This is a genomic window from Rhodohalobacter sp. (genome assembly GCF_041686455.1).
Classification (GTDB): Bacteria; Bacteroidota; Rhodothermia; order Balneolales; family Balneolaceae; genus Rhodohalobacter.
The window spans coordinates 1-11,922 of the sequence record NZ_JAWLDW010000021.1 but is presented as its reverse complement, the minus strand read 5'-3'; the positions used below and the strand labels follow the sequence as shown (position 1 = coordinate 11,922).

Below are 11,922 nucleotides of genomic sequence, written 5' to 3'. Positions count from 1 at the left end.
TCAGAAGCCTCTGATATTTTATTAAAGAAATGATTGCACAACTGCTAAAACCCGAATTTGATGAGCTGATCCGTAAAAAAGAGTGGATCACGATCAAGGAATCACTGGAAGATGTCCCGGCTGTTGATATTGCTGAACTCCTGGAGGACCTTGAACCGGAGGTTGCAGTTGTCATATTTCGTCTGCTAAAAAAAAGTAAAGCCGCAGACGTCTTTACATACCTGAGCTCAGGCAAAGGTGTTGAGCTGTTAGAAGTGTTTAGTCGTCAGCAACTCAGTGATGTAATGAACAATCTTGAGCCCGACGAAAGAGTTGCTCTAATGGAGGAGCTCCCGGGTGGCTTAACACAAAGAGTGCTGAACTCTATGGATTCTGAGAATATTGCCCAGGTACGTCGGCTTTTGGGATATCCTCAGGAAAGTGTTGGCCGTTTGATGACCACCAATTATGTGAAAATTAAAGGAGATTGGTCGATAGACCGCAGCCTGAGTCATATTCGAAAATATGGCCGTAATGCTGAAACGGTTAACGTAATTTATGTAGTAAATGAAGAGGAAAAACTGATAGATGATCTTCGATTAAATCAGCTCATTATTGCTGATCCCGATTTGAAAATTGAAGATATCATGGACAAATCTTTTGAAGCACTCAGCGCATTTGATGACCAGGAAGAGGCAGTTAAAATGTTAAGTAAGTACGATCGTGTGGCTCTTCCCGTGGTGGATTCTGATGGCATTTTAGTTGGAATCGTTACCGTTGATGATGTGCTTGATGTTGCTGAAGAGGAAACTACAGAAGATATGCAGTTGATGGCCGGTATGAGTGCTTTGGATAACAACTATTCTCAGACACTCATTTCTGAAATGGTCCTTAAGCGTGTTGGCTGGCTAGTTCTACTTTTTTTGGGACAAATGTTTACCGTAACAGCTATGGCCGGTTTTGAAGATACACTGGCTAAAGCAGCTGTACTGGCACTGTTTATACCTATGATCATTTCAAGTGGTGGAAACTCAGGTTCTCAGGCTGCCACCTTGATTATTCGAGCTATTTCAACTGACGATTTAAAATTATCAGATTGGTTAATGGTTCTCAAAAGAGAACTGATGTCCGGGTTACTCTTAGGTACTGTTCTTGGAATAATGGGTACGGTAGTTATTTCTACCTGGATGGTTTTCAGAGGTGAACCTTTTACGATAACTGTTTTTCTGCAATCTTTAACCGTTGGAATGAGTTTGATTGGTGTTGTTCTATTTGGAAATTTAAGCGGATCCATGTTGCCATTTATTATGTCGAAAGTCGGTTTAGACCCAGCTGTTACTTCAGCACCATTTGTAGCTACCTTGGTTGATGTTACCGGAATATTCATCTACTTCAGCATTGCTGTCGCACTGTTAACAGGAGTTGTACTTTAATCAGAAAAAAATTATGCAAGCCTACTTAGATCTTGTAAGTCGTGTATTAGAGCACGGTGTTCGAAAAAAAAACAGAACCGGAACCGATACTCTCTCAAACTTTGCTGAGTTCTACAAAGTGGATCTTGCAGAGGGGTTCCCTCTCCTTACAACTAAAAAAGTTTATTTTAAATCTGTTATTCATGAACTGTTATGGTACCTGAGAGGAGATGATCATATCAAATGGCTGCGGGATGAAAAAGATGTTCATATCTGGGATGCGTGGGCTGATGATGATGGATATGTTGGGCCAATCTATCCGGTTTTATGGAGACGATTTCCTTCACTTAAATCAAAGGATGGAAGTTCATACCCAAAACAGGGAGAAAGCAGAGACAAAGAATGGTCGTACGATGAGTTTGATCAGGTTCAGCGCGCTATCGACATGCTGAAATCAAATCCTAATAGCAGACGAATTGTGATTTCTACGTGGCATCCCGGTTTATTAGATGAGATGAGGCTTCCACCATGCCATATCATGTATATATTTAATGTGAGTGATGGGAAGTTGAACTGTCATTTAACTCAACGATCAGGCGACATAGCTTTGGGGATTCCTTTTAATTTGGCTTGCTACTCCGCTTTAACACTTGCAATAGCACAGGAAGTTGGGTTGAAACCAGGGATATTTGCACATACAATTGTTGATGCACATATTTATGAAAATCATATCGAAGGATTGGAAGAGCAGCTCAAAAGAGAACCCAAAAAGCTCCCAAACCTGAAAATTGCAAACAAACCTATTGACCAGCTCGAGTTTGAAGATTTCAAACTCGAAGGATACGATCCGGACCCACCAATTAAATTCCCGGTGGCTTTATGAAGTTGATATTGATTGCAGCTCATGACCCTAATTTAGTGATCGGTAGAAATGGTGAACTTCCTTGGCACTACAGTGAGGATCTAAAATTTTTCAAGAGACAAACGTTAGGTCACCCCATCGTTATGGGCAGAGTTGTATTTGAAGAGCTAAATGAAAAACCACTGCCCGGTCGTGAAAATATCGTTTTAAGCAGGTCGAAGTCTTATAACCATGTAAAAAGTTTTACATCCATCGGTAATGCCCTGGAGAATCTTATGGACAAAGAGAAAGTGTTTATAATAGGAGGGGGAGAGATCTACCGGCAGACTATAGACAGAGCTGATGAACTCATTATAACGGAAATAAAAAAGGAGTTTGAGGGAGACACTTTTTTTCCAGATTACAAAGATCAGGTTGGTTCAACCTGGAAAGAGTACTGGAGAGAGGAGCATGATGAGTTCGATTTTATTAAACTTAAAAAAGTTTAACTAAAAATATGCCTTTCAGAAGCAGTTTCCCTATAGTTAAAAAAAACTAACTGCACTAAGAGATATATATACATTAGTTTCTATTATTATATAATGGAAGCAATTACCGAAACATATCAATTATATCTATTGAATGAGATTTGGCTCTACAGTTTGACTAATCAGATCTATTTAATAACTCTATTAATGGTGTTTTCACTAGTGGCATATCTGTTTATTAAAAACAGGAAAAGGGATTCTTTTACTCTAACCACAAACGAACAGTATCATTTCCTTCAGGCTGTTACTAAATATTCCGATACGGCTGATTTCATATTAGATCAAAAGAATACTCTCAAGTTTGCTAATAATCACTTTTTGGAACTGTTCAACCTTGATGAGGGATCCGTTGACAATCAAACATTTTCTAAGATCAAGATTCCTGAAAATTTGAAATCGTTTGTTCTTAATTCAAACTCCATAACTCAAAAAAAGTCTACCGAACTTACCTTTAATAATCACAGAGTGACATGTCTTCGAGCTCCGGTAACAACTCACGATGGTCAACTGTTAGGAAGCCTCTTTAAAATTTCAGACCACGTACTAACCGGAAAAGGAAAGAAAGAAAAGAGAAACTGGTTACATGAGATTAATACTCCCTTGAATGCGATTGTCGGATACTCTGAGATTTTGAAAAGTCAGGGAGATATCAACGAAGAGAACAGGGAATATTTAGAAACTATAAATACCCAATCTCTTGAGTTAAAGACCAAAATTCAAAATTTACTATCGGATCATGATTCGGACAATGTTATTACCAAACGGGAAAAGATAGAGATAAAGCATGTGATGATTGTTGATGATGTGCCGATCAATCGAACGGTTTTAAAGATCATGCTTAAGAGAATGGGTTATGATGTAAGCGAAGCCGTTAACGGTCAGGAAGCTTTGAAGAAATTTGAAAATGAGTCGGTGGATCTGATTTTGATGGACATAAGTATGCCCGTTATGGATGGGTTAGAGGCTGCCAAATATTTAAGGAAGAAAGGGCATTCATTGGAAAACCTTCCGATTGTTGCTGTTACTGCCAGCTCATTTTACAATAATAAAGAGACCCTCCATAGCAAAGGATTTAACGCACTTCTAAGAAAACCTTTCAAAGAGAAAGATCTTACGGATATCCTGAATACAGTTAGTGAAAATCTAAATTAATCTCCTTAGGGTGAACTACATAGGGTTTAACAACCGGTTGAGTTAAAGCAATGATATGTTTTGTATCGGCTGCTTTAGAAAACTCAATGGCTTTTTGATCATCATCTAAGATCCAAATGCTCTCATTCTCATATTTGTAGGCTTCTGAATAACTTTTGTCAAAGTCTATATAAAATCCTGCGGAAAAATCGTCGTGGGGGAGCCCGGCCTTTTTTAAATACCTCTTTGTCTCTGTTAAAATAACTTCTTTTAAGTTTTTAACTCCTTTTTTGTGAATAAAAGTTGTTCTGAAGAGTGAACGATTAAGGAACCTGGAGGTGAGGTCTGAAAGGATAGGGTCCCTGCTTTTTACCCAGGCTTTGAGACAAATCATAACATCATGGTCATCCAGAGAGAGATAATGTTCCATCACTTCGTTGGTTATTACTTTTTTAGCCGTAGGCTTCTTCTCCAGAAAATATTGAAGTGAAGTAGAGGGGATCTCTAATTGTTCTCCTTCTTCAATCAGAAAACTAACCCGCCGAAAGATCTTTTTAAGCAGAGAGTCAGCACTGAGTACAGTTTTATGCAAGTAAACTTGCATATACATCAATCTGCGGGATAAAATGTAATTTTCAATAGCGTAAATGCCTTTCTTTTCGATAACAACATTTCCATTAAGCACCCTCATGGTTTTCAAAATCCGATTAATGCCTACTGAACCTTCTGATACACCGGTGAAAAAGCTATCTCGTTTTAAGTAATCAAGACGATCAATATCGAGTTGAGATGAGATCAGCTGATGCAGGAATTTTTTTGGATATTGATCCGTAAAAATTTCAATAGCCGTAGTTAAAGCTCCGTCAAACTCCCGGTTGAGTTTATCCATGATCTTCAGACTCATCATTTCATGATTAAAATCTCTGATAAGGGAATGTTCCAGAGTATGGGAGAGAGGGCCGTGCCCTATATCATGCAAGAGAATTGCAATGAGTGTTCCATTTATTTCAGGATCACTGATGGTGGTATCTTTCTCCTGCAAATTCTTTAAAACACGCTGCCCAAGCTCAAGTGCACCAATAGCATGAGAAAAACGTGAATGCTCAGCTGCCGGGAAAACTAAATACCCAAGTCCAAGCTGGCGAATTCTGCGAAGACGTTGAACGTAAGGATGATCGATCAGATTTAAAATGATGCCTTTTGGAACAGAAATGAATCCATGAATAGGGTCACTGAAAATTTTGTACTGTTTGCTTTTGTCCATCAGTTTGCCCCTTTAAATAAGTAATTGTCTGGGTTTGTTAATTCAGGCAGCCGGGCCGGCTTGTTTTCATTCAGATCAAACCAAACACCGGTTGTTTTGGCTACTGCTTTCAATTCCTTGCTGTGTCTGGAATAAATCGCCTGAAAACCTTGAATACTGCTATTTCCGAATTCCTCAACCGCCGAGCCAATCAGTATGGTATCCTTGAATAGAATCGGTTTAATGTAATCAAGCTCAAGATGAACCAATACAAAACTGAACCCTGACTGAACTGAAGATTTAAATTCCGGAATATCTTCGATGAATTGTACTCTCGCTTCCTCAAAATAGGTATTGAAAACCGCGTTATTTACGTGATTCAAGGCATCAAGATCTCTGAAACGAACTCGTAATTCGGTCCAGTGAAAAAAACTTTCCGGATTATATTCTGGTTTAATCATGAAGAAGTATATAAAATATTAAAAGGTTTAAGTTAAACAGAAATTCAATGAAACATGAATTGAAATCTCACCGTGAATAAAAGGCGATATCGTTCAAACCGTTGCTTATATTCAAGCAAAAAGAAATCGTAAATAATAAATGATGATGTTAGATAAAGAGTCGCAAACGTTTTTAGAAGAATTACTTATTACTCCCAGCCCTACCGGATATGAATCAATGGGCCAAAAAGTGTGGCGTGAATATGTAAAGAAATACTCTGATAAGGTGGAAAGCGATGCATATGGATCTGTAGTGGCCAAAATTGAGACAAATATGGACGTAGCCACTATTATGCTGGAAGCTCATGCAGATGAAATCGGAATGGTTGTTCAGCATATCTCAGATGATGGATTTGTTACGCTTAACAAACTGGGTGGAAGTGACTCAACCATTGCCAGGGCTAAACGTGTTTATATTCATAGTAAGAATGGAAGAGTTTTGGGGGTAACAGGAAATAAGGCAATCCATTTACAGGATTCAAAAAATGGAGGAGGTAAACAACCCGCATGGAAAGATATCTATGTTGATATCGGAGCCAGCAGTAAAGAGGAGGCTCAGGAGCTTGTGCAAGTAGGAAATCCGGTAACCTACACCGATGAAGTGGAGTATTTAAATGATGAAATTATAGCTGCCCGTGCACTTGATAACCGAATTGGTGGTTTTGTAATTGCACAGGTGTTGAGACGCTTGAGAAAGAGAAAAAAAGAGTTAAAAGTAAATGTAATGGCACTTAACTCTGTACAGGAAGAGGTAGGTGGATTTGGAGCGAGAATGATGAGCTACCGTCACATGCCCGACGCTGCTTTAGTGACAGATGTTACGCACGCCACAGATACTCCGGGAATCAATAATAAAGAACACGGTACTATAAAACTAGGTGAAGGTCCATCGGTTCAGCACGGTGGGGCAACCCACCCTTCCGTTGTTTCACTTGTTGAGAAAGCAGCTGAACAGGCAGAAATATCCATTCAACATGAAGCAACCAGCGTACGGACGGGGACAGATACGGACAGTATATTCTATCAACGTACAGGTATTCCGAGTGCACTAATATCTTTGCCTATTCGATACATGCATTCGCCGGTGGAAACGGCGTCTTTGAAAGATGCTGAGGCTCTGATTTCTCTCATGACAGAATCAATTCTTGCTATGGAGCCCGATCAGACATTTTCAGTTTTTGAATAACTGAGTTTTCAGGATTCGTATCCGTCCGGATTTTTTTGCTGCCAGTTCCAGGCATCACGACACATCATTTCGAGATTGCGCTCTGCTTTCCAGCCGAGTTCTTTCTCAGCTTTTGATGGGTCTGCATAGCAAATAGCTGCATCACCGGATCGTCGGGGAGCAATTTCGTAGGGAATCTCAATTGAGTTCGCTTTTTCAAAAGCTTTTACAACATCCAGAACACTTGATCCTTCACCGGTGCCCAGATTGTACGTAACCACGCCGGGGTCCTTGTCTAATTTTTCAAGTGCTTTAAGGTGACCAATGGCGAGATCAACAACGTGAATGTAATCTCTTACACCTGTGCCGTCGTGGGTGGGATAATCATCTCCAAAAACCCGAAGTTTATCCAATTTACCGACAGCAACCTGAGTTACAAACGGCATCAGATTATTGGGAACTCCATTTGGGTCTTCACCAATTAGTCCGCTCTCGTGAGCTCCAACCGGATTGAAATATCTGAGAAGGGCGATATTCCATTCGTTATCGGATTGATAGAGATCCTTTAAAATATACTCTATTGTCAATTTTGTTCGGCCGTATGGATTAACTGATGTAACAGGGCTGTCTTCCGGGATAGGAGATTCTTCCGGGTCTCCATATACGGTTGCAGAAGAGCTAAAAACGATATCCTTTACGCCAAATTCCTGCATTACCTCACAAAGAGTAACCGTACCGGAAATGTTGTTCTTGAAATAGAGGAGTGGGTTTTCTACGGATTCTCCAACGGCTTTCAATCCTGCAAAGTGTATTACTGAATCGAATTCGTAGTTACTAAATAACTTACGAAGTCCCTCTTTATCGAGTAGATCAAGTTTATGGAAATCTGCTGTTTTACCCGTCAGTTTTTCAACTCGATTTAACGATTCTGTTTTACTGTTGGAGAGATTGTCCATGACAACTACGTCATAGTTGGCGTTTAACAGTTCCAATACGGTATGACTTCCAATAAATCCGGTACCTCCGGTAACGAGAACAGTCTTCATAAATAGTCTATAATTTCTCTTTAATTAAATGAGTTCGTTAAATTCAGCAATCACTTTTTCGCAATACGTATCCATCTTTTGGGTAAGATTGGTCAGCTCTTCTGTGGATCTGTTTTCTTCAAGATATGTTTTGGATGATTCATACATTTCCAGCAATTGATCGAGATTGAGCATCATGGCTATCGGTTTAATTTTATGCCCGGCTCGCCTCAGTTCGTCCATTTCCCTGGCCAGTACAGACTCTTTAAAATGCTTCTTGAATTCGCCAAAGGACTGAATCGAGGCATTGGAGAACTCATTTATATAGCCATCGTCGTCATAGAGCATGTCCCGAACTAATTGTACATCAACCAGATTTTCTTGATTTGCCATAAGTCAGTTTACGGGCTTATTAATATTGTGAGGAGTTGGGCGTCCTTCTTCATCAAGATGGACAAATACGATTTTTTCAATTCGAATTATGGTTGCTTTGGTAAATTTATGTCGAACTTCACATTTTACAGTAATGGAAGATTTGCCAAAATTTACGGTTTCCATTCCAATTTCTATAATATCACCCAGTTCGGCAGAACTAACAAAGTCTATCTCCGACATAAATTTTGTGGCTATATTGCTTTTACCAAGTTGACATATAACATAAATGGCTGCTTCTTCGTCTATCCAGGCTAAAACACTTCCCCCAAACAGAGTACCGTGTGCATTAAGATCTTGTGGTTTAATCAACTTTCGGCTGAAAAAACGCATTCCTTCATGAATATCGGGCATTAGTAAAGCTTTGATGGTTTATTGATTTAGTAGATTCCTGTATAGAAGATTCGAGATCACAAATTCTATTATTCAGATTTTTCATATAAAACTTGAATACTATGTTGATAAAGGTAAGAATAAAAAACCTTTTTAATGATTCGTATTAACAGACTATCATTAAAATGGAATCAGATGCACTAGTGACTTGAACACGGCTATAAAAAATGAGTGAAACAGTTTTAAATATTAATCCCTCAAACTTAATATTTATGTAACAATTAGATAATCTGAAATGTAGATATTTGTGTAGTAACTCCAAGACGTACTATCGACAATCAAATAACGGCAAAGAGGGTGCTCTGAACGGGTGCCCTTTTTCTTTTATATTTATATTAAATAATATAAATTGTAACAAAATTTAGTTTTCTTACTCTTTCTATTAGAGAAAAATGCGAATGTTTCGATAAGACGTACCATGAGAAAAATTGCTTTCACAAATCAGAAAGGAGGGGTGGGGAAAACCACAACTACCATTAATACAGGCGCCGGGCTCAGTAATCTGGGTTATAAGGTACTATTAGTGGACATGGACCCTCAGGCTAATCTTACCTTTTCATTAAAACTTCATTCCAACCGGATTGACAAAAATATCTATCATGTTTTGAAAGATGGTGTTTCTGTTTCTGATGCGATTATGAAACATAACTCTTTCGATATACTTCCTTCTTCGATCGAGCTTTCAGGTGCTGAAATGGAGCTTGTAAATGTACCGGCCAGAGAAATGCTGCTTAAAGATGCATTGGATGAGGTTGATGATAAATATGACTTTGTTTTGCTGGATTGCCCGCCAAACCTGGGTATACTGACTCTTAACGCATTTACAGCTTCTGATGAACTTATCATTGTACTTCAGTCGGAATATTTGGCATTGCATGGTTTATCAAAACTAATGGATGTTATTCAAATCGTTCAAAAGCGATTAAATAAAAACTTAAAAGTTCAAGGTATTCTTTGTACTCTCTATGATAACCGTAAAAACCTGAATCGAGAGGTGGTTGGTCATATTAGGGATTATTTTGGATCAAAAGTATTTAATACCGTTATTAGAGATAATGTAGCATTAGCGGAAGCGCCGAGTCATCACAAAACAATATTTGAATATGACAGTGAAAGTAACGGTGCCAAGGATTATCAAATGCTTGCGAAAGAAATAAGAAACGGTCATTAGCAGATATGGATATCACCAAAAAAAGTTTAGGCCATTTCCCCTTTGGCTCTAGAGAAATTGACGAATCTGAGTACTCATTTATTCCTGACATGAATGGAGGTGAAAAACGTAAACCTCTTAGAAGCGTAAAAAGTAGTTATAGCGGTGAATTTAACCTTAATAAAGAGCTTCAGGATTTGGGTGATAATCGTAGAAATGAGGACGAGATATCTCAGCACCTTGTAGAAAGGGATGTTCCGGACCCTGTTGAAGAAGATCCGCCAAAGAAAAAAGTAGCCAGCTATTACCTCGAAGTCGATCTCATTGATCGATTGAAAATGTATGCCGAAAAAATTAACCGATCGTACTCAGCTGTAGTTACAGACGCCATCGAAGAATATATCGAAGGTTATTAAACCCCGTCTCTCTTATCTAACTAATATATTTTACTCTCTTTTTCAGACGGGTGACAGAACTTGTCACTGCTGATTCTTACATTGACGCTGATCGTCAATTAGTTAACTCAGAGAGCATATGATTTCATATTACAGCGGCAATCAGCTAACCGCACTTGCGGATCATTTATCCGATTCTTTGAAGAGTCAAAAGCCGGATGATCCATTCCAATCTCAAACCATTTTAGTCCCTAATCGGGATTCAGCAAAATGGCTTCAGCTATATCTTTCTGAGAAGTTTGGAATTGCGGCAAACTACCGGTTTATGATGCCTGCAGAGTGGCACTGGAATCAAATTCGAGAGTTCTATCCTGATTTACCAAAAGTGCTTCCTTCTGACCCTGAACCGATGAAGTGGACCCTGTTCAGTTTGCTTTCGGAGCCTGACGTTTTGAAAAAATTTGATCGTCTCTATAAATACATATCAGAACAGAGCGAAGAGATGAGGGAAACGGCGACACTGAATTTAAGCCGTCAGCTCGCTTCCGTGTATGATCAATATTTGATCTATCGTCCTGAGATGATTTTAAAATGGGATGCAGGTAAAATCGGCTCAGAAGATGAAAAGTGGCAGGCTGACCTTTGGAAGCTATTAACTGAACGATGGGACAAATCATTTAAAATGCCGGTCTGTCAGCATAAAGCTAAACTGTTTGAAATAGCTGAACAAGAGTTTAAACGCAAAGACAAAGTTTCAGAAAAAACTCTGTTTGTTTTTAATCCCGGTTTGATCCCTGCATCCATTGCTCTTTTTATGAAAGTCTACTCCGAAAAGTATCCGGTGTATTTATATCAAAACAAGGTGACTGAGAATATTTGCAAAGAGTACGACTGTTCAATTCTGAATTCACTGGCAGAAGAGTCGGTAAGTATCGATTCGATCTACAAATCCATTGCTGATAAAGAGATTACAGATTTTTCTGAGTTTGATTCTAGATCACTCCTAAATGAAGTTAAAAGCAGGATTTCCAAAAACAGACCTGATGAGAATTATGAATTTGATAACGACGAGTCAATCCAGTTTCGTTCTTGCCACAGTCGCTTGAGGGAAATCGAGTCGCTGCATCAATTTCTGCTTGAACGGTTTGAAACAGATACGACTCTAAAGCCGGATGATATATTGGTCGTTACACCGGACCTTGCTCCATATGAAAAAGTGATAGATGCCGTTTTTGGTGTGCAGGAAGAGGGGCTTCCTGAAATTCCTTACCGAACACCCTCGTCTGGTTTTCAAGAATCTGTGCAAGTAACCAATACTTTTCTGGAATTCTTGAATCTGCTTACGTCTCGTTTTCGATTTGATGATGTATTCTTCCTGTTTCAGTCAAAACCTGTACTGGAGCGTTTTAAAATTTCTGAATCGGAAGCTTCCAAGGTTAAAGAGTGGTTAGAGGATAACTACATCATTTGGGGAATTGATGAGGAACACCGGAAAGAATGGGGACAGCCGGAACAGAAAACACACACATGGAAACGTGCCTTGCAGAGAATCTGGGATGGTGACATTATAGGAAGCCACAGAGTTGGACATCTTGGCTTTGATCGTTATGAAGGCGTGAAGACAATTGCTGACAGAGAACACTGGGCGGTATTTAATAGATTTTTTAACTTTCTGAACGATAGTCGACAGATTATTAATCATCCAAAG

Annotated in this window: 13 protein-coding genes; 8 read left to right on the top strand and 5 right to left on the bottom strand. The window is 39.0% G+C overall.

Annotated features, from left to right (window positions below):
* Nucleotides 1-29: 29 nt before the first annotated feature.
* The 4 genes from mgtE (at nucleotide 30) to ACESM0_RS04520 (ending at nucleotide 3,932) form a co-directional block, all read left to right on the top strand.
* Entirely contained in the window at nucleotides 30-1,412 is a 1,383-nt protein-coding gene (mgtE, locus tag ACESM0_RS04535; protein ID WP_372904079.1) for a magnesium transporter, read from the top strand.
* A gap of 13 nt (nucleotides 1,413-1,425) precedes the next feature.
* The gene (locus tag ACESM0_RS04530) at nucleotides 1,426-2,274 is read left to right on the top strand and encodes a thymidylate synthase (RefSeq protein WP_372904077.1); all 849 of its coding nucleotides are present in this window, start codon (nucleotides 1,426-1,428) and stop codon (nucleotides 2,272-2,274) included.
* A complete protein-coding gene (locus tag ACESM0_RS04525) occupies nucleotides 2,271-2,741 on the top strand; it encodes a dihydrofolate reductase (RefSeq protein ID WP_372904075.1) in 471 nt (156 codons plus the stop codon). The genes ACESM0_RS04530 and ACESM0_RS04525 overlap by 4 nt, the downstream gene beginning before the upstream one ends.
* 186 nt (nucleotides 2,742-2,927) lie before the next feature.
* Nucleotides 2,928-3,932, top strand: coding sequence for a response regulator (locus tag ACESM0_RS04520; RefSeq protein WP_372904073.1), 1,005 nt, complete (start codon nucleotides 2,928-2,930; stop codon nucleotides 3,930-3,932).
* Here ACESM0_RS04520 and ACESM0_RS04515 read toward each other — a convergent pair.
* Nucleotides 3,913-5,175, bottom strand: coding sequence for an HD domain-containing protein (locus tag ACESM0_RS04515; RefSeq protein WP_372904071.1), 1,263 nt, complete (start codon nucleotides 5,173-5,175; stop codon nucleotides 3,913-3,915). The two genes, ACESM0_RS04520 and ACESM0_RS04515, sit on opposite strands and share 20 nt — an antisense overlap.
* The gene (locus tag ACESM0_RS04510) at nucleotides 5,175-5,615 is read right to left on the bottom strand and encodes an acyl-CoA thioesterase (protein WP_372904069.1); all 441 of its coding nucleotides are present in this window, start codon (nucleotides 5,613-5,615) and stop codon (nucleotides 5,175-5,177) included. Before ACESM0_RS04510 ends, ACESM0_RS04515 begins: the two co-directional genes overlap by 1 nt.
* Before the next feature lie 139 nt (nucleotides 5,616-5,754).
* Here ACESM0_RS04510 and ACESM0_RS04505 point away from each other — a divergent pair, with 139 nt between their 5' ends.
* A complete protein-coding gene (locus ACESM0_RS04505) occupies nucleotides 5,755-6,840 on the top strand; it encodes a M20/M25/M40 family metallo-hydrolase (RefSeq protein ID WP_372904067.1) in 1,086 nt (361 codons plus the stop codon).
* An 8-nt stretch (nucleotides 6,841-6,848) separates the two neighbouring features.
* On the opposite strand, the gene galE is transcribed toward ACESM0_RS04505, so the two are convergent.
* The 3 genes from galE to ACESM0_RS04490 are packed head-to-tail and all read right to left on the bottom strand — an operon-like array spanning nucleotide 6,849 to nucleotide 8,609.
* Nucleotides 6,849-7,865, bottom strand: a complete 1,017-nt coding sequence (galE, locus tag ACESM0_RS04500) for a UDP-glucose 4-epimerase GalE (protein ID WP_372904065.1) — start codon at nucleotides 7,863-7,865, stop codon at nucleotides 6,849-6,851.
* Nucleotides 7,866-7,889: 24 nt separating this feature from the next.
* Complete coding sequence (locus ACESM0_RS04495) at nucleotides 7,890-8,237, bottom strand: taurine dioxygenase (RefSeq protein WP_372904063.1); 348 nt, start codon at nucleotides 8,235-8,237, stop codon at nucleotides 7,890-7,892.
* Nucleotides 8,238-8,240: 3 nt separating this feature from the next.
* On the bottom strand, nucleotides 8,241-8,609 hold the full coding sequence (locus ACESM0_RS04490) for an acyl-CoA thioesterase (RefSeq protein ID WP_372904122.1): 369 nt from the start codon (nucleotides 8,607-8,609) through the stop codon (nucleotides 8,241-8,243).
* Nucleotides 8,610-9,087: 478 nt separating this feature from the next.
* On the opposite strand from ACESM0_RS04490, the gene ACESM0_RS04485 reads away from it, so the two are divergent.
* The 3 genes from ACESM0_RS04485 to ACESM0_RS04475 all read left to right on the top strand — a co-directional run.
* On the top strand, nucleotides 9,088-9,840 hold the full coding sequence (locus ACESM0_RS04485) for a ParA family protein (RefSeq protein WP_372904061.1): 753 nt from the start codon (nucleotides 9,088-9,090) through the stop codon (nucleotides 9,838-9,840).
* Nucleotides 9,841-9,845: 5 nt separating this feature from the next.
* Nucleotides 9,846-10,235 (top strand): hypothetical protein, encoded by a 390-nt coding sequence (locus ACESM0_RS04480; RefSeq protein ID WP_372904059.1) that lies wholly within the window; start codon nucleotides 9,846-9,848, stop codon nucleotides 10,233-10,235.
* Nucleotides 10,236-10,353: 118 nt separating this feature from the next.
* The coding region (locus ACESM0_RS04475) for an exodeoxyribonuclease V subunit gamma (RefSeq protein ID WP_372904057.1) at nucleotides 10,354-11,922 on the top strand (1,569 nt) is incomplete at its 3' end.